20 protein-coding genes are annotated in these 18748 nt (G+C 47.7%); 3 read left to right on the top strand and 17 right to left on the bottom strand.

What is annotated here, in order from left to right; translation table 11 throughout:
• From ACEN86_RS09830 to yneA, 4 genes are all read right to left on the bottom strand, one after another.
• Positions 1–516 (bottom strand): hypothetical protein, encoded by a 516-nt coding sequence (locus ACEN86_RS09830; protein ID WP_495634089.1) that lies wholly within the window; start codon positions 514–516, stop codon positions 1–3.
• Between the two features lie 30 nt (positions 517–546).
• On the bottom strand, positions 547–1539 hold the full coding sequence (locus ACEN86_RS09825) for an aldo/keto reductase (protein ID WP_495634088.1): 993 nt from the start codon (positions 1537–1539) through the stop codon (positions 547–549).
• A 93-nt stretch (positions 1540–1632) separates the two neighbouring features.
• On the bottom strand, positions 1633–1806 hold the full coding sequence (locus ACEN86_RS09820) for a DUF896 domain-containing protein (protein WP_127197656.1): 174 nt from the start codon (positions 1804–1806) through the stop codon (positions 1633–1635).
• A gap of 125 nt (positions 1807–1931) precedes the next feature.
• Positions 1932–2297 (bottom strand): cell division suppressor protein YneA, encoded by a 366-nt coding sequence (yneA, locus tag ACEN86_RS09815; protein ID WP_495634087.1) that lies wholly within the window; start codon positions 2295–2297, stop codon positions 1932–1934.
• 187 nt (positions 2298–2484) lie between these two features.
• On the opposite strand from yneA, the gene lexA reads away from it, so the two are divergent.
• On the top strand, positions 2485–3111 hold the full coding sequence (gene lexA, locus ACEN86_RS09810; RefSeq protein ID WP_127197658.1) for a transcriptional repressor LexA: 627 nt from the start codon (positions 2485–2487) through the stop codon (positions 3109–3111).
• 76 nt (positions 3112–3187) lie between these two features.
• Here lexA and lepB read toward each other — a convergent pair whose 3' ends face one another.
• On the bottom strand, positions 3188–3742 hold the full coding sequence (gene lepB / locus ACEN86_RS09805) for a signal peptidase I (protein WP_495634086.1): 555 nt from the start codon (positions 3740–3742) through the stop codon (positions 3188–3190).
• Between the two features lie 146 nt (positions 3743–3888).
• Here lepB and ACEN86_RS09800 point away from each other — a divergent pair, with 146 nt between their 5' ends.
• Both ACEN86_RS09800 and ACEN86_RS09795 read left to right on the top strand, forming a co-directional pair.
• Positions 3889–4467 (top strand): nucleotidyltransferase family protein, encoded by a 579-nt coding sequence (locus ACEN86_RS09800; protein ID WP_495634085.1) that lies wholly within the window; start codon positions 3889–3891, stop codon positions 4465–4467.
• A gap of 90 nt (positions 4468–4557) precedes the next feature.
• On the top strand, positions 4558–4761 hold the full coding sequence (locus tag ACEN86_RS09795) for a DUF6199 family natural product biosynthesis protein (RefSeq protein WP_495634084.1): 204 nt from the start codon (positions 4558–4560) through the stop codon (positions 4759–4761).
• A 42-nt stretch (positions 4762–4803) separates the two neighbouring features.
• Here ACEN86_RS09795 and glnA read toward each other — a convergent pair whose 3' ends face one another.
• The 12 genes from glnA to mutL form a co-directional block, all read right to left on the bottom strand.
• Positions 4804–6132: a type I glutamate--ammonia ligase gene (gene glnA / locus ACEN86_RS09790; RefSeq protein WP_127197663.1), complete on the bottom strand. Its 1329-nt coding sequence runs from the start codon at positions 6130–6132 to the stop codon at positions 4804–4806.
• Between the two features lie 39 nt (positions 6133–6171).
• On the bottom strand, positions 6172–6585 hold the full coding sequence (locus tag ACEN86_RS09785) for a MerR family transcriptional regulator (RefSeq protein ID WP_127197664.1): 414 nt from the start codon (positions 6583–6585) through the stop codon (positions 6172–6174).
• Positions 6586–6667: 82 nt separating this feature from the next.
• Positions 6668–7921 (bottom strand): methionine gamma-lyase family protein, encoded by a 1254-nt coding sequence (locus ACEN86_RS09780; protein ID WP_495634083.1) that lies wholly within the window; start codon positions 7919–7921, stop codon positions 6668–6670.
• A gap of 57 nt (positions 7922–7978) precedes the next feature.
• Positions 7979–9271, bottom strand: a complete 1293-nt coding sequence (hflX, locus tag ACEN86_RS09775) for a GTPase HflX (protein ID WP_495634082.1) — start codon at positions 9269–9271, stop codon at positions 7979–7981.
• 42 nt (positions 9272–9313) lie between these two features.
• A complete protein-coding gene (locus tag ACEN86_RS09770) occupies positions 9314–10303 on the bottom strand; it encodes an AAA family ATPase (RefSeq protein ID WP_495634081.1) in 990 nt (329 codons plus the stop codon).
• Between the two features lie 123 nt (positions 10304–10426).
• On the bottom strand, positions 10427–11050 hold the full coding sequence (locus ACEN86_RS09765; protein WP_495634080.1) for a YdcF family protein: 624 nt from the start codon (positions 11048–11050) through the stop codon (positions 10427–10429).
• Entirely contained in the window at positions 11031–11591 is a 561-nt protein-coding gene (locus ACEN86_RS09760) for a ribonuclease FAU-1 family protein (RefSeq protein WP_495634079.1), read from the bottom strand. The genes ACEN86_RS09765 and ACEN86_RS09760 overlap by 20 nt, the downstream gene beginning before the upstream one ends.
• A gap of 159 nt (positions 11592–11750) precedes the next feature.
• Positions 11751–14462, bottom strand: coding sequence for a transglycosylase domain-containing protein (locus ACEN86_RS09755; protein WP_495634078.1), 2712 nt, complete (start codon positions 14460–14462; stop codon positions 11751–11753).
• Positions 14463–14603: 141 nt separating this feature from the next.
• Complete coding sequence (hfq, locus tag ACEN86_RS09750) at positions 14604–14843, bottom strand: RNA chaperone Hfq (protein ID WP_495634077.1); 240 nt, start codon at positions 14841–14843, stop codon at positions 14604–14606.
• 25 nt (positions 14844–14868) lie between these two features.
• A complete protein-coding gene (miaA, locus tag ACEN86_RS09745; protein WP_495634076.1) occupies positions 14869–15843 on the bottom strand; it encodes a tRNA (adenosine(37)-N6)-dimethylallyltransferase MiaA in 975 nt (324 codons plus the stop codon).
• Complete coding sequence (locus ACEN86_RS09740; protein WP_495634075.1) at positions 15833–16612, bottom strand: class I SAM-dependent methyltransferase; 780 nt, start codon at positions 16610–16612, stop codon at positions 15833–15835. The genes miaA and ACEN86_RS09740 overlap by 11 nt, the downstream gene beginning before the upstream one ends.
• Positions 16613–16626: 14 nt before the next feature.
• A complete protein-coding gene (gene mutL, locus ACEN86_RS09735; RefSeq protein WP_495634074.1) occupies positions 16627–18747 on the bottom strand; it encodes a DNA mismatch repair endonuclease MutL in 2121 nt (706 codons plus the stop codon).
• Position 18748: the final 1 nt, after the last annotated feature.

Here is an 18748-nt window from a genome sequence, read left to right as displayed (position 1 = left end):
TTAGTGATTCTCTACTGTGATTTTGTTAAGCTTACCGAATTCAATCAGACGCGCTCCCATGGCCTCTGTGTTGAATCGGTTGCGAGACCGAAGGAAAGTCCACTTTTGTCCATTCCCTTTCGGAACAATGGTGACAATCCCTTGACTTAGAATGATCTTCTGAATACTATCCGCGGACAGCATTCGATCCCGGTTGAACTTGGACGTGTACAGTGCATTCTTCCCAATTCGCAAGTATGGCTTTCTGATGAAAGTGATCACACCTAGCATAATGTAGAGCCCTATGGTAAGCCAGTATAGGAAGGAATTAATATCACTGCCTCCCCCTATAAAGCCAAGTGCACCATACGCTACCCCAAATAGGATAAGCAGCGAGGGTAGGATGAAATTACGGCCTCTGAATGTCTCTCCTTCACCGCTAAGCCCCATTTTCCCAGGCTGTATTCCCTGTTTCTTCTGCTGCATTAACAGCTTTTGCTTATTTTTCTCAACCTGCTTCTCAAATGAACGTGCCATACTGCTACTTTCCTCCTCGGTGGTCTCCTGTTAAATCTGTCTCTTGAATTTACGAATGAAGCGATCAGGATACTCGTTAGGCAGACTGCTAACCTCATCAAGCAGACAGCGATGTTCAGCCGCAAGCTCAAAGTCTACAGCACCAATATTCTCATTATACTGATCAAGGGTACTCGCTCCAAAAATAGGTGATGTAATGCCTGTATGACCCATTAGCCAGTTCAGCGCAACCTGTGAAGGAGTTCTATCGATTTCGCTAGCAATCTTAACGACTTGGTTGAGGATATCAAAATTCTTCTCCGTAGCCCGGTATTCCCATGAGCTTTCACCGCCGTTAGCCGAACCCAGTCGTCCATGCACAGGCTTCTCACCCTGCTTATATCGATTAGTCAGGAATCCTCCGCCAAGAGGAGCCCAAGGAATGATACCTACATTCTCCTCGAGACATAAAGACATCATTTCCCTATCCGCCTCACGATTGAGCAGACTATACTGCTGCTGTAGTGATACGTAACGCACATATCCTTTGGCTTCACTAACAGCTAGACTCTTCATAAGCTGCCAGGATAGATAGTTCGAGCAGCCGATATAACGAACCTTTCCTGAGGTGACCAGATCATCCAGCGCACGAAGCGTCTCCTCCACCGGGGTTGCTTGATCCCATACATGAATTTGGTAAAGATCAATGTAATCGGTTCCCAGCCTTCTTAGGCTTGCTTCGATGCCGTCCATGATATGCTTTCGGGAAGAACCCTGGCCATTTACGTGGCCCGCAGTAGACATACGGACCTTGGAAGCCAAAATAACTTCGGATCTACGATCACGAATGCTATTGCCTACAATCTCTTCTGACCGCCCGCCCGTATAGACATCCGCGGTATCAATAAAGTTACCGCCCTGACCCAGGAATCGGTGGATCATTTCCTTAGAGTCTTTCTCGTCCGTGGTGCCACCAAATGTCATAGTTCCCAGGCACAGCTTCGATACGGCTAATCCACTTTTACCCAGATAGGTGTATTTCATGAAATTTCCTCCTCATCCATTTGGGATTCCATTCATTCAGGCATTCGATATTGGATACGCCGGTTATGTATATCCGGCACAAGGCCGGACGTATTATTTATCTACAATTTCAATTGAATCCAATTGTTGACGGAAATTCCTGCGAATATTTTGCAAGTAGATTTCCCGAAGCTCCGCTCTTTCAAGCGTTTCTTCCTCATTCAATCCGGATTCTTTATGTTTTCGCGCAAGCTCATTGATGCGCTGTACCAGGCTATCGATATCCATAAGAGACTCCTCCTTCAGTTAAGGCATTAACTCTTACTTTGACATGAGAAAAAGAGCTTGTCAAGGATGGTCAAATCCCAGAAAAGCTCTCTAAGCTGGACAAAATACAATTAGCGATACGAGGTTTAATACGATGGAATGACTAGCACATCCCCAGCTTGTATTTCACTGGAGGCCAATTGGTTCTCTTCCTTAATACTGCGAATAACATCTCGAATATCTTGGTCCTCTGTCTTATTAGCAGATGCAATGCTCCATAGAGAATCTCCCGGCTGCACGATGACTTGAAGTAACTTAGAAGAATCAGAATGATCGCCTGAAGATGCAAAAGCCGTAATCATCCCCGTACATGTAATTGCAATAAACAATACTACGGCTGCCAATCTTGCAAATATAGTTGTGTTAATCAAATCTTTCAAATGGTATCTATTCAGACTAGGTTCAGTAGGGATTGCCTCATGAATACTTTGGTATGTAGAATATCTTAACATTATCGCTCACTCCAAACGTTTGTTCTTGTTTTATGAAATTAATATAACACGAACACTTGTTTCGTTCAATAGTTTTTTAGAACAATTGTTCGCCATAATTTCGACAACATTTTAGAACTTACGTTTGTACGAACGGTAGTTCTATGTTATAATTTTTCCAAACGTTACTAAATGGGGTTGATATCATATGTCGAAAGTATCCAGTCGTCAGCAGGCGATCCTTGAATTTATACGAAATGAAGTCAGAATGAAGGGTTATCCCCCTTCCGTAAGAGAGATTGGAGAAGCTGTTGGACTAGCTTCCAGTTCTACCGTTCATGGTCATTTGGACAGACTGGAGAAGAAAGGCTTCATCCGCCGGGACCCTACCAAGCCGCGGGCAATTGAGCTTTTAGGCCAGGAGGATTCGGATAATTATAATTTGTTCGCCCACACGGTTGCACGTGTACCGGTTGTTGGTAAAGTTACTGCTGGTGTCCCTATCACTGCTACAGAGAATATTGAAGATTACTTCCCCCTCCCCAACCATTTTGTTGGTGACAAAGAGATCTTCATGCTTTCCGTTATGGGTGATAGTATGATAGAAGCAGGCATTCATAATGGTGACTTTGTAATCGTCCGTCAGCAGCAGACTGCAGAGAACGGAGATATCGTGGTAGCTATGACGGAAGATGATGAGGCTACGGTGAAGACTTTCTATAAGGAAAGAGACCACATCCGGCTCCAGCCTGAGAACCCTACTTATGAACCTCTTCGCCTTAAGCATGTTACGATTCTCGGCAAAGTTGTCGGCTTATTCCGTGACATTCACTAGAGTACCCCCATATTTATTTCCATCATTCATAACAGAAGAGGATGCCGGATGGCATCCTCTTCTTAAACATTGAAAGCTATTTAATCTCTTCGATCCCCATAATATGATCAAATGGGATTGGCCCTATCTCTCTACTATCCTTACTGTTATTTCTGTTGTCTCCCATAACAAAGATGTGGTTATCTGGGATTACCCACTTACCATTCTCAGCAGGGTTCATCTTTTCTTTGATGTAAGGCTCTACCAGCGCTTCGCCATTCCTATACACTTGCTGATCTTTGATCTCAATTACATCACCTGGCTTCCCAATAACCCGCTTAATAAAGAAGGTATGATCTTCATTAGTGCCTCTCATAAGCTGAATCAACGGATGTTCCAGAATACTGTCCATAAAGCTTCTCTCGCGGTTCACTCTGCTGTCAATAACCACTATATCCCCATAGGCTGGCATATGCGAGAAAGTCCGGGCCAGCTTGGAAGTGTATACTCTCTGTGCGTCTTGAAGCGTAGGCTCCATAGATTGTCCGACAACTTTGTAAGGCTGGAATACAAAGATACCAATAAACAGACTTAGAACGAATGCAAGAGCAACTGCGGGCACATAACTCGTGACTACCTTTATGATCTTCATACTTGCAGGTTTCCTCCCTTTTACGTATTAAGTTAAGTATAGCATTTCCTTTTTTTACAATACAAATTTCTCCTAATCCCCCTTCTATTCCCTACACCAAGAATGTTACTCCTAAGCAGAACAGACATTTTATTAAAAGGAGGTATTTGATCATATTACATTCCGAGAGCGATATCATACAGCTAGTTAAACATGATGAATGGTTGATGGATCTTCTGCGCACCGCTTCACAATTACACTTACCGGATTGGTGGATCTGTGCAGGGGTGATCCGTTCGAAAGTTTGGGATGTTCTTCATGGATATACGGAACGCAGTCCTGTTAACGACATTGACGTGATATATTTTGATCCTAATAACCTTGAGGAAGAATATGAGAAGCATCTTGAACATAGACTGCTGAAGCTCCGTCCAGATCTTCCCTGGTCTGTTAAGAATGAAGCGCGTATGCATAAGGTCAACCATATTCTCCCTTACTGCTCAAGTGAGGATGCTATTTCCAAATTTCCTGAGACAGCTACTGCAATAGGAGTTTCTTTGGACTCTATGGAAGAAGTCAAAGTGGCTGCCCCATGGGGAGTCCAAGATCTCGTTCAGCTTGGTATAAGGCCAACCCCCTTCTTCAGTTCCTCACCCGAAAGGATCCGGATCTACGAACAGCGAATGATTGAGAAACAATGGACTCGTCAGTGGCCTGGTCTTACCGTGATCGGGATGAATAATTAGAAGGAGAGCATAGTGAAGGTAGTTCCCCCAAGAACGGATTGGAACTTTTTTCCTGAATACTCGTTGTAATTATATAAAGGGGGATGCTTCATGTTAATCATAATAGGGATCATATTCTTGGCTCTTGGTCTAATACAGTTACTCAAGCCAAGATGGGGATGGTATATTAACGAAGGCTGGAAGGTTGAAGGAGATTCGGAACCAAGTGAAGCGTACCTGGCCTTGGCCCAATTAGGCGGGATCGTCGGAATAGTTGCTGGATTCATCCTATGTCTCAAAGGAATCTCCGGCTAAAAAGAACCCCTGACGCGCATTGCGTCAGGGGTTCTGTCTATCTTAGTACAAAGTAATGTATTGGTCACGTTCCCATTGGTGAACTTGAGTGCGGAACATATCCCACTCGATTTCTTTGAGTTCATAGAAATGAGACAGGGCATGATCACCAAGAGCTTCAGTTACCACTTCACTGCGGATAAGCTCTCCGAGTGCTTCCTTCAGATCGGATGGAAGACTTGGAATTCCTTCTTCTACACGCTCTTCCTCAGACATTACATAGATGTTACGGTCAATTGGGTCAACGAGAGGAATCTCGTTCTTAATCCCGTCAAGACCAGCTTTAAGCATAACTGCCAGTGCCAGGTAAGGGTTAGCAGCCGGATCCGGGTTACGAACCTCAACACGAGTACCCATACCGCGGGAAGCTGGAATACGAATCATCGGGCTGCGGTTACTCGAAGACCAAGCCACATAACAAGGTGCTTCGTAACCAGGAACCAGACGCTTATAAGAGTTAACAGTAGGGTTAGTAATCGCTGCAAAGGCACGTGCATGCTTCAGGATACCAGCCATGTAGTAACGGGCAGTCTGGCTAAGACCCAGAGTATCACTTTCTTCGTAGAACGAGTTCACATCGCCTTTGAACAGGGATTGGTGACAGTGCATACCGGAACCGTTAACCCCAAACAATGGTTTAGGCATGAAGGTTGCGTGCAATCCATGCTGACGAGCAATCGTTTTTACGACCAATTTGAAAGTTTGGATCTGGTCAGCCGCTTTTACAGCGTCCGCATATTTAAAGTCGATTTCATGCTGTCCCGGCGCAACCTCGTGGTGGGAAGCTTCGATTTCAAAGCCCATTTCTTCAAGTGTAAGAACGATCTCACGGCGGCAGTTCTCCCCAAGGTCAGTAGGCGCAAGGTCAAAGTAACCACCTTGGTCGTTCAGTTCCATAGTAGGGTTGCCTTTCTCGTCAGTCTTGAACAAGAAGAATTCTGGTTCTGGACCTACGTTCATGGAAGTGTAGCCTAGCTCTTTGGCTTCAGCCAGGTTACGCTTCAAGATTCCACGAGGGTCTCCTGCAAATGGAGTACCATCTGGCATATATACATCACAAATGAGGCGTGCAACACGATCTTCAGTTACCCATGGGAAAATGACCCAAGTCTCAAGATCCGGATACAGGTACATATCGGACTCTTCAATGCGGACATATCCTTCAATGGAGGATCCGTCAAACATCATTTTGTTATCGAGTGCTTTTGGCAATTGACTTACAGGAATCTCAACATTCTTGATTGTTCCAAGCAAATCTGTAAATTGCAAACGAATGAAACGGACATTCTCTTCCTTGGCAATACGAAGAATATCTTCTTTAGTGTAACTCACTTTACCCTCTCCCTTTGTGATTGAATTATAAATATATGGTTATTGCTTGAAAAACCGTGATAACTCACCTTGAATCAGGGATACCTGACCTGGTCTCTTGCCGCCTGTAACGAGTTCCTGCTTGAGCATACGATAGAGCTGCGAGTCCGTCAAAACCTTGCGTTTCTCCTCAGTGTCATTCGTAATTACTGTCGCTTCCTGTGACTCTTTGTTCACCGGGTTCATTACCTGCTTAATACCCGCAATGTTGACGCCTTTGTCAATCAATGCTTTGATCTCGAGCAAACGCTCAACATCATTGAAAGAAAAAAGACGTTGATTACCGGAAGTCCTAGCCGGTACGATTAGCTGATGCTGTTCGTAATAGCGAATCTGACGGGCCGATAGATCAGTAAGCTTCATTACGATACCAATTGGAAACAAGGCCATATTTCTACGAATTTCATCACCCATCGCTCTCAACCTTCCACTTAATTAATCATAATCCCATTCTATGTCATATTGCCTTACAGTGTCAAGCATATGTAAGGAATGCTTACAGTAAATTATGATCAATCATATTTTGAAGTGCCGTAAGGATACCGTACTTCACATGGGAGTAGGTCAAGCCGCCTTGCATGTAGGCAATATAAGGCTCACGAATAGGTGCATCCGCAGATAGCTCCAGGCTGCCGCCCTGGATAAAGGTTCCTGCTGCCATGATTACGGGATGTTCGTAACCGGGCATATCCCAGGCTTCTGGAACCACATGACCGTCCACCGCCGCTGCCCTTTGAATCCCCTGGACAAAAGCGATCAGGTGATCAGACGAGGAGAAAGCAATAGCCTGGATCAGATCCGTTCTCGGTTCATCCCACCCGGGCTTGCTCTCAAAACCTGCCTGTTCAAATACAGCCGCTGCAATGACACTTCCTTTAACAGCTTGTCCAACAATAGTTGGGGCAAGGAATAACCCCTGATAGATCCCTCTTGTTGTACCCAGCATAGCACCTACTTCCGCGCCAATGCCAGGAGCGGTTAACCGGTATGCAGCAAGCTCGACGTATTTGGCTTTGCCGCAGATATAGCCACCTGTCTCGGCAAGGCCGCCCCCGGGATTCTTGATGAGCGAGCCTGCGATAAGATCGGCGCCCACTTCTGTGGGCTCCCGATCTTCTGTAAACTCCCCATAACAGTTATCCACGAAGACAATGAGATCCTGCTTGATTTCTTTTACCCGCTGAACCATCTCTTCGATTTGGTCAACGCTGAACGAATCTCTCCAATCATAGCCCCGTGAGCGCTGGATTCCAATTACTTTCGTGTCAGGTGTGATTAAATTGGTTACCAGGTCCCAGTCCACACCGCCATGATCCAGAAGTGCAGCTTCCTTGTAAAGGATACCATAGTCCCCAAGGGACCCGGTACCGTCTCCAGGCTTACCTATCACCTTGTGCAGCGTATCGTACGGACGTCCCGTTATATACAAAAGCTCATCCCCAGGTCTCAGTACACCAAACAGGGCTGTAGCAATAGTATGGGTACCTGAAGCAAAATGCGGCCTGACTAATGCGGCTTCCGCCCCAAACACATCGGCATACACAAGGTCGAGGACCTCACGTCCCCGGTCATTATAAGCATATCCGGTTGAGCCGGCAAAATGAAAATCACTCACCTGGTGCTTTTGAAATGCTTCAATGACCTTCCACTGATTAGCATCTACTATCCGGTCAATCGCTTTAAATCTTGAAACCGCCTTGTTCTCGGCGATTTCCATCCAATTAAGAACTTGTTCTGAAAATCTGGCCATTCCCATTATCCTCTCGTTATCCCATTCGCTGTGACAAATATATGCATTTAGACAAAATTATGAGCGCACTTCGTATTCCTTCAGCAGGTAACCGCTTTTCTCATAATCTGCCTGATTTAGTCTAACTTCGAACAATAAATCGTCTTCCTCAAAATCCTGTCCGATCACTTCGCCTACTCTATAAATGACAGAGCTAAGATCACCGCGCGCTGCTGGAATGCGGAAAGTTACCGTCTCCCCGGTCAATTTGTCCTGGATGATCTCGCGAATGCTCTCCAGGTCCTTCTCATCATAAGCACTGATCTTGATGTGATTCTCATCGGATGGCAGCAGCTCCAGCTGTTCTGGCGTGCATAGATCCTTTTTATTGAACAGAACTACTTGAGGAGTACCGCTAGCGCCCAGATCATTCAAGATACGGTCCACAACTTTCATCTGCTCATCCCGGGTGTCTGAGGAAGCGTCAACCACATGAAGAATCAGATCCGCCTCATTTGCTTCCTCCAAGGTAGCACGGAAGGACGCAACTAGATCATGAGGCAGATTCTGAATAAAGCCTACGGTATCCGTCAAGACAACTTCCTTGCCACTTGGCAGGATTAAGGCTCTAGAAGTAGGATCCAGCGTAGCGAACAACTGGTTCTCGATGTACACGTCAGCAGCAGTCAGCTGCTTGAGAAGTGTGGATTTGCCTGCATTCGTATATCCTACAAGCGCAACCTGCACCACCCCGTTCTCCTTACGGCGTTCCCGGTGCAGCTTGCGGTGTTTGGTCACTTCGTCAAGCTGTGCCTTCAGCTCACTGATCCGGTTACGGATATGTCTGCGGTCCGTCTCTAGCTTACTTTCCCCTGGGCCCCGGGTCCCAATGCCGCCCCCAAGACGGGATAAATTCTTGCCATGCCCGGAAAGTCTGGGCAGTAAATAACTGTGCTGCGCCAATTCCACCTGAATGATACCCTCACGGGTTTTGGCCCGCTGAGCAAATATATCTAGGATTAGCTGAGTTCTGTCAATGATTTTGACATCAAGTGTCTCTTCCAGATTGCGTACCTGAGCGCCGGATAATTCCTGATCGAAGATGGCCGTGTTCGCACCCATTGCTTCAATAGCCGCACGCAGCTCTTCCACCTTCCCTTTTCCGATGAACCATCTTGTATCCGGTGTCTCCCGATTCTGGACAATCACATCCGCAATTTCAACACCAGCAGTCTCTGCTAACTGAACCAGCTCATTTAGGGAATATTCGGGATTTATACCACTGCGCTTAACTTCATTGGTTACAAGACTGACCAGCACCGCTTTATCCGGTAGGGTGGTCTTCGTTTCGTATGTTGTTGTATTTCTCATGGATTATTGCTCCCTTGTAGCGACAACGATATAGTGTAAGTTCTACTTGTTACTATTCTTGTCAAATTTAAAATCCTCTGTTCGTATCGTCATTAGTTCCAGCTTTCCCGGAGAACCGCTCGAATATTGATTCAAAAGACGAACAGCCTGATGACGAATCGAACGTTCAATTATGTTTCTAACATATCTGCCATTGCTGAACGCATGAGGGCTTTCACTCTTCTCAGCAGCCAAATGCTGCTTCAGCTTGAGTATCGCCTGCGGCATAAGGATATAATCACGCTCTTTAACCATGCTTTCCGATATTTGAATAAGCTGGTCAATTGAATAATCCGGGAAGTCGATCTGGATCGGGAAGCGTGAGGGAAGTCCGGGATTGGTATGGAGGAAGAACTCCATCTCGTCAGAATACCCCGCCAAGATCAGGATGAACTGATCCTTGTAATCCTCCATCGCCTTAACCAGGGTATCTATAGCTTCCTTGCCAAAATCCTTCTCCCCTCCGCGAGCCAGGCTGTAAGCCTCATCAATAAATAAAATACCGCCTAATGCTTTCTTAACCAAATCTCGTGTCTTCTGTGCAGTATGTCCGATATATTCGCCAACCAGGTCGGCTCGTTCGGCCTCAATGAAATGGCCCTTGCTCAGCACGCCCATCTTCTGAAACATCTTGGCAACAATTCGTGCGACCGTGGTCTTCCCTGTTCCCGGATTACCTTTATAGATCATATGATAGACTTGGGAGCCCGTGAGCAGCCCGGCTTCCATCCGAAGCTGCTTAACCTGGAGTAAAGCGAAAATCTCGTATACCAGTTCTTTAATGTTCTCTAAGCCAATCAATTGATTCAGTTCCTTCTGTATCTCAGCATACACGCCTTGATGCTGTCCTGCGGCCTTCGAGATTGCTGCAGGCTCTGCGTCAGGAAGTGTCTGTGAGATAACCGGAGGCTCACTATTTCGCAAAATGACATTTATTTGTCTGGAAGGTCTCTCCTCAGAACGGCCGCCAGCGGCCACAACACGCCCTTGCATGCGGCATCACCTCTTCTTAGAGTAGGGGGCAGATAACTACTATAAGAGTTTATTCAGGGTGAGCGCTGGTTATTAGAAGTTTGTCATATAGAAGCTTAGGGGCGGTTCATCTTAAGAACTTTATTAATCTAGAGGTACACCCAGCCTGTTCAGCGTCCATTTGGTATAGGCCAGAATCTCTCTTATATGATTGGGCACTTTCGGGAGCACCTTGGATTCTACCAAGGAAAGCTGAGGATCTATGTAATTAAGAGAGTCGGCAATTTCCTTAGCCCGTCTTCCATGATAAGTATGAGTAATAATGACTGCCGTTCGGAGCTGCCTGTCCTCCATTATGTCCTTGCTGAAGAGAAGATTCTCATAGGTACTGGTCGCTTTATTCTCAAGCAGGATAGCTTCACGAGGAACACCCTGTTTAATCAAGTAATTAGCCATGCCTTGAGCCTCGGTAAGCCTTGATCTGGATGTATCCAAGCCGCCAGTAAGGATAAAATAACGGAAATGGCCCGCACGGAACTCCGTCAGGCCTTGATCAAGTCTTTCTCTAAGCCCCGGACTAGGCAAGTCTCCCCAAAGGGCTGCGCCCAGCACAATCCCCGCGTCTGCCTGCTTATGCGCCTTTACCGGGCCCATACTGGAAATCTGAATCCATGCGTAACCTAACCAGAGACATACCAGTGCAGCCACAATAATAAATCCGCGGATCACCTTTGTGATCATACCCGGCTTATTTGAGCGCTTCATCATCTCTCTCCTCAAGGAATCCGTTTCGCCTATGCTCCAGGGACATTAGAAAAAAAGGAAAAGTGTGCGCATCAATGGCATGAAGCAGCTCTCGTGCGATCTGGGCAGCCAGTTCATAATCTCTAGGTGAGATCAATCTCTTAGCCAAAGCGTCATCTAGCTCATCCTGATCGAGCAGGAACACTTCCCCATTCTTAAGAACAACTATATCCAGATACAGATCATCGAACCAGGGCACCCCTTGATCTGTAATTCCCTGGCTCTTACAAATATCTATATACCATTCAATAATTTGCTGCCTATCATCAAACATGGCCGTCACAATAAAATTAGAGCCCTTCGGATAATACTGCAGCCAAGAGTAGCCTTTGTCGGCAATTCTAAAGGTATGAGAGCCATACGACTTCCACAGCGGCTCCTTCAGTGCTTGTATACTGTACAATGTGATATATCCGGTGAAATTTTCAATATCCACATAACGTGATGTGAATTGGCGCCGGGTCACACGGCGCCAATTCGCCCGGTCTCCAAATTTTCGCTTCATGAAAATTACCCTTTCACTCTCTTCTTATATTCAGCTTACCATATTTCACTAAGACGCACCAAATTGCACTTTTCTCTCCAACCATGCATGCACAAAAGCAAAAGCCCCGTAATCACAAATCGTGATCACGAGGCTCTATACCCAATTTAATTGGACGAGTTATCGTCCACCGGTCTGGGTACCGGTATCCGTTCCAGGAGTTTTGGTAGTTGTGCCTCCTGTATCTGTTCCTGGGGTTGTCGTTCCCGGCGTAGTAGTGCCAGGAGTTGACGTTCCCGGTGTTGTTGTTCCTGGTGTTGTTGTTCCTGGTGTTGTTGTTCCCGGGGTGGTGTTATCAGGAGTCGTAGTTCCTGTACCTTGATCAGTGCCCCCATTCACGTTATCCTGGCCTGTTCCGCCATCTTGGCCAGTGCTGTCACCACCACTGCCTTTTCCGCTGCCGGAACCATTATTTCCATTTCCATTCCCATTACCATTGCCATTACCGTTACCGTTACCGCCATCCTGATTGTTGTTTCCTTGGTCGGTATTGTTACCATTACCATCCGGATTATTAGGATCAGGCTGGTTAGGATCTACTGCGGGCGGTTCCGCCTGCTGAGTTGACACTTGGGTCGTGGCTGATTTCTCGCTTTCAAGGCCAGTAGCCGGATCTACATAAGTAACGTAATACTCATAGGTCGTATTCGGAATAACCGTCACGTCTTCTGCGGAGGTTGAATCAGCCTCAAGCAGTTGAGTGAAGTTGGATTCCGAAGCCTCCTTGCGATATACACGATACTTCACATTAGGTACATCGACGCCGCTCCAGCTCAGCAGTACGGTGCCTGTATCCTGGTTAAATGCACCTGCAAGACCGCTGACCGAGGTAGCCTGCTTAACAGGTTCCTGCTCTTTTTGCTTCAGGTCATTTGGAACAGGGAAATCCTTAACCGGAACATCTTTGAGCGCATCCTTCATGATGGTTCCGAATAAGGCCGCAGACTGACCACTGCTTCCTTTGAGGAGATGGTCTTTGTCCGGCTTGTCATAACCCATCCATACCGATGCGGTCCATTCTGGCGTATAACCCACAAACCAGGCATCCCGGTTACGGCTGCTGTTCAGCCCTTTAATTCCATGCTGGGTTGTACCTGTCTTACCTGCAACCGGGCGACCGCCAAGGCTCGCACGCTTACCCGTCCCGCTGGTCACGACCTGTTCCATCATCTTGGTCATATAATAAGCAGTATCCGAGTTGATCACCGATTCAGGCTTCGGAGGATTATAGGTGTATACTTCTTTGCCATCCGGGCCTTGAATACTCTTGATGGAATAAGCAGGATTGTGATAACCCCCATTCGCGAACACACTGTAGGCTTCCGCCATCTCTAGTGTATTTGTACCTTTGGTCAGACCGCCAAGGGCGATGGCCAGGTTCGCATCATTCGGATCCATTGTAATTCCCATCTTCTTAGCGTATTCCACTCCCGTCTTGACCCCTACTTGATCCAGGAGCCATACCGCCGGGATATTCGCTGATTCTTCAAGTGCCTCGGTCATCCCGATAGTCTTGGAGTATCCATGCAGGTTGCCCGGACAATAAGTTCCGCCTGCGAAACACTGCTTCTCATTGCTGAGCAGGGAATCTGGTGTGAACTTCTTCGTATCCAGCGCCGGAGCATAATCTACAATCGGCTTGAAAGCGGAACCAGGCTGCCGCCGCGCTTCAACCCGGCTGAAGCCTTTACGTTCATAATCACGTCCGCCCAGCAGGGCAACCAAGCTGCCGTTCTGGTGGTTCATGATAACAACAGCAGCCTGTACCTGCTGATCGTCCTTGCTTTTCTCAAAATTACTGTCATCTGCAAAAGCCTTCTCTACAGCAAGTTGAGCCTGCTTATCCATGGTCGTATAAATTTTGTAGCCTCCGCGGTTCAACTGGTCTTCCGTAAGACCTGTCTTCGCTTCGGCTTCCTTCATCACGAAATCTTTGAAGGCAAGGAAATTCTGACTCTTCTTCGGAGGGGTATAGTCGTAGTCCGCTTTCTTGGCTTCATCACGCTGAGCCGCGGTGATATATCCCTGATCGAACATGAGATCGAGCACGACACCTCTGCGAGTCTTCGACAGCTCCGGATTCGTCACCGGGTTATAAGACGAAGGACCTTTAGGAAGTGCTGCAAGTGTAGCTATCTGCCATAATTTCAGCTCATTTAAATCACTCTTGCCGAAATAACGCTGTGAAGCAGCCTTGATTCCATAAGAGCCTTGACCGAAATAAATCCGGTTCAGATACATTTCGAGAATCTCGTCCTTAGTCTTTTCCCGTTCAAGAGCCATTGCAATCGACACTTCAGTTGCTTTACGGAAGAACGTTTTGTCACGGGACAAAAACATATTCTTCGCAAGCTGCTGGGTAATTGTACTTCCGCCTTCTACCTTGGACCGTGCTACAACGTCCTTTACCGCCGCACGCCCGATCGACCAGAGGTCAACTCCGGAGTGCTCATAGAAGCGTCTGTCTTCAGTAGCAACGAATGCCTCCTGCAGCAATTTAGGGATTTGCTTGATCTTCACTGGTTCGCTCTTGGTAATAGACAATTCTCCCATAAGGTTACCAGAACGATCATACACCTTGGAGGTTTCATAAATCGTCAGCTTATCCTGATTCTCACTCAAGATTCTTTCACCATTTACAGATAGAAATATATAGCCGCCAATTGCGCAGATTACTGCAAAAGCCATGGTGAAAAACATCGTCCAGAGCACGCGCTTCGTCGTTATCTTTTTCTTTTTTTTCGGAACCTTTGACTTATTAGTGTTCTCCTTGCCATCAGTTGGATTCGACCTCGAAAGCCTTGATGGCGGTCTGTTATTATTCGTAGACATGGTTCTATACAGACTCCCTTCATGTCAATCTTCTCTCTCTATAAAGGACGGAAAGAAAAGAACAACCTTCTTCAGGTTGCTCCATCTCCTCATCTTATACCTTTTAACGTGCTTTGTTCAAAAAAGTTTCATGCTGATACCCTAGTTCTCGGAAGGAGTCTCCTGCATTAGAGAAACGTTGCGCTGCGGCTGGAACGTAGAAATGGCATGCTTGTACACCATTTGCTGACGGCCATCGCTGTCAATGACAATGGTAAAGTTGTCAAAGGCCTTGATTGTCCCTCTAATTTGGAAACCATTTGTCAAGAATACGGTAACAGGGATATTCTCTTTGCGTAGTTGATTCAAGAACGTATCTTGGATGTTAATGGACTTGTTCATTAGCGGTACCCCCAATGAGTTTCAATTAGTGTTCTGAAGTAAATTCAAGATCTTCATGGAACTTTCCTGCTATTATAGCACGTACTTTCGCCAAATTCTCCGTGTAATTTTCCGGGCATGTCATATCAACCCAGTGAATGTCATGCATATGCCGGAACCAGGAAAGCTGCCGCTTCGCGTATCTCCGCGTGTCCCGCTTGAGCTTGACCACGGCTTCCTCCAGCGGAACCCCGTCGAGCAGATGCTCAGCGATTTCCTTATAGCCAAGTCCTTGCAAGGCCACGAGATGTCTGGAATAGCCTTTGCCGAGCAGTGACTCCACCTCTTGAACCAGTCCTTGGTCCATCATGTCGTCAATGCGTGCTTCTATACGGTTATATAGCAATTGACGGTCCATTGTCAAACCGATGATACACAGCTCATAGGGAGACTGCTTACTCTGCAGGGCAAGCTGGGACGAGAGGGTCTGGCCAGTTAAATGATGGATCTCAAGTGCTCTCACAACCCTCCGCTGATCATTGGGATGCAGGCGGTCTGCCGATTCGGGATCAATCGTAGCCAATCTGGCATGAAGCGCCTCGGCCCCATGCTCTTGCGCAAATCTGAACTGCTCATCCCGGAATTCTTCATCAGCGCCGGCGTCCGTGAATTTGAATTCATAACAGACGGATTCGACGTAAAGTCCAGTCCCTCCCACAATGAAGGGCACATGTCCACGGAATGTGATCTCAGGGATCAGCTTGTTACAATATTCCTGAAAAAGGGCAACCGAGAACGGCTCTTCCGGAGAGAGCACATCAATCAGATGATGGGGCACTCCATCCATTTCCTGCGTCGTGATCTTGGCGGTTCCTATATCCATTCCCTTGTATACCTGCATGGAATCCCCGGATATAATTTCGCAATTGAACATATGAGCCAGATCAATACTCATACGGGTCTTGCCGACCGCGGTTGGCCCGACGAGGACCAGTAATTTGGGTTTGTTGTCAGTTGTCAAGCGTAATCACTCCGTAAGCTATTTTGGTATGGGCCCGTTCGCGAACCGTGAATCCCAGCCTGGCGAATTCCCCGCTGTCCCTTTTCTCTTTCAGAACCACGGTCTTTCTTGCTACCCGGCAGGCTTCCTCAACAGACCTGATATCCAGTGAGCTTCCATTTGCAAAAGACCGGAGCGGGGAAATGGAGGAAGATTCCTTCACTGGTTCGCGGAACATGGGATCGAAGTAGACGATATCCACACTTTTATCTGGCAGCTCACCAAGCAAATGAAGATGATCGGCATGCTTGACTTCAATTTGGCGCATGGCCTTGTCAAATTCTTTTAACCCAGATTGGTAGGTTCTTAAACCTTCCTTGAGCAATCCATAGATAGGGAGCGAGCTTTCCAGGGCCGTTACTTGCCCTTCTTCCCCTGCCGCAAGAGAGAAAATGATGGAATCCGAGCCGAGTCCTGACGTGCAATCTATGATCTTGTCCCCACGCTCTGCTCTCGAAATTTCAAGCATGGAATCGGGTTCCCCTTTCATGAGCCGCTTGGCTCTAACGAAAGACATGCTCGGATGAAATTCAAGCGGCTCTCCATGTGCACTCACGATACGGATTCCGCTTTCCAGAATAACCAATATGGCATCAGCATGGTGACGGGTTAGTAATTTGGACAATGAAGTCCGGCTCCGCCGTATATAGGGGACCCCGAGTTCGAGAGAGAGCTCCTCGGCCCGGCTTACCGTCCCTGGAGCCTCATTGTCTCCTGTAGTAATAATCAATCTGCTTCCTCCGTTCACATCACTCGTTTGAACATTTTCTCCAGATCATATGTCGAAAAGGAGACTACAATTGGCCGGCCGTGAGGACAGGTATACGGCTGCTTGCAAGCAGCGAGCCTTGCAAGAAGGGTTCCTGCTTCTTCGGCTGTAAGCTTCTGATTGGCTTTAATAGAGGCCTTGCAAGAACAAAGTATGGATGACCGTTCGCGAAGCTTGGCCAGGTCAATGGCTCTCTCGCTCAACACCCAATCCGCCATCTCCTCGATAATCGAGGCCTCCTCACCCTGCGGGAACCAGTATGGGTGGGAGATCACCCGAAAGGTCCCGCCTCCGAAATGCTCAAGTATGACCCCGGCATTCTCGAACCACTGTAAGCGGTTCTTCAGCTTCTCACTATCCGCAGAAGTGAATTCCAAGGTGATTGGAATGAGAAGCTCCTGGGAAGCATCAGCCGGATTCCCGAATTTCTCGTAATAGTATTCGTAATTGACACGTTCATGGGCCGCATGCTGGTCAATCAGGTATAACCCATTCTCGTTCTGGGCAATCAGATAGGTTCCGTGGTGCTGCCCGATCAGAGTAAGCTCGGGGAAGGCCGGAATCTCCGGTCTGTCGCCTGGAGAGCCGTACAGCTTCTCCGGCGGCACCGGATTCGCTGGTAATCTTGCGGAACTTCCGTCATACCCGTTCGCTCTCCCCGCCTGTCCTGTGACGGATCGCTGTTGATTGGCCACCGAGGCTTCCCGGTATGAACCAACACTCTGCGAGCTGTTATCGGGCCGTGGACTAGATGGGTCTACTCCCGCGCGGACCTCACTCGATTGAGCAGACGACACGGAAGAAGGATACTGCCTCGCCTCGGGCTCCTTAACCTTTCCAGCGGATGCAGAGCCAGACGCCTGATAAGCTTCTGGGGCTGAGCCCTCATATGGCAGCCCTGCTGTACCCACCGCTGACTTAGGATCACGGGTTGACCAATCCGCATGATAGTTCCTATCAGGAGCTGGATTGGAGCCGGGTGTATTCCGGCCTGCCGATTGATTATCCATGTCCGTCTTAGCTGGAGAATGGAAATTGAACTGTTCCTGTATGATCGACTGGCTTTCACCACGGGTAACCGTCTGCTTGACCACATGCGGGATAAGCACCTGCTGGGACAGCACAGCCCGGATATTTTCCTCGAGGAAAGTATAGAGCTCCTGCTCCTTGCTGAACCGTACCTCCAGCTTGGCGGGGTGCACGTTAACATCCACCAAGGTAGGGTGCATATGAAGCTGGAGAACAGCGATGGGATATCTGTTGATCGGCAGCAGCGTATGATAGGCTCTCATCATGGCGGCTTGAAGACCCGGATTCCGGATATAACGTCCGTTCACCATCATGGAAATAGCGCCCCGGTTCGATCTCGTGAGGTCTGGACGACCAATGAAGCCCGTGACCTTGTAGTCCGCATTCTCAGCGTCAATCCCCAGCATGCCTTTAGCCGCCTGGGTACCATAAATGGAGGCAATCACCTGAAGCAGATCTCCGTTGCCTGGACTTTGCAGCAGCTGGTTGCCATTATGCCGCAGAGTGAACGCAATCTCGGGATGTGCCAATGCCTGTCTGTACATGACATCCGAAATATGTCCAAGCTCTGTCTGAATCGTCTTCATGTATTTCAGCCTTGCCGGAGTATTATAGAATAATTCCTTAACCGAAATATCCGTCCCCTGTGGGGCTGGTGTGTCTTCATTCTCTTTGAGTGAGCCGCCTTCAATGATAATCCGGCGTCCGAGCCCATGTTCCCCGTTCGATGAGACCAGCTCGACCTTAGAGACGGCTGCTATACTCGGTAGTGCTTCTCCCCGGAAGCCCAGTGTCCGGATCTGGAACAAATCACGGCCGAGAGAGAGCTTGCTGGTGGCATGCCGGTAAAAGGCGGTCTCACAGTCCTCGGGTTCGATCCCCGAGCCGTTATCCGTTATACGGATTAGCGACAATCCGCCTTCCTCCACCGTGACATCGATTCGCTGTGCACCTGCATCGATTGCATTCTCTACCAGCTCCTTCACGACAGATGAAGGTCTCTCCACCACTTCACCTGCTGCAATCTGGTTCGCAATATGCTCATCCAGGATTTGAATTTGTCCCATT

The sequence above is a fragment of the Paenibacillus sp. Paensp111 genome, from assembly GCF_059492195.1.
The sequence above is the reverse complement of the archived record's forward strand: the minus strand, read 5'-3'. Positions and strand labels throughout refer to the sequence as shown.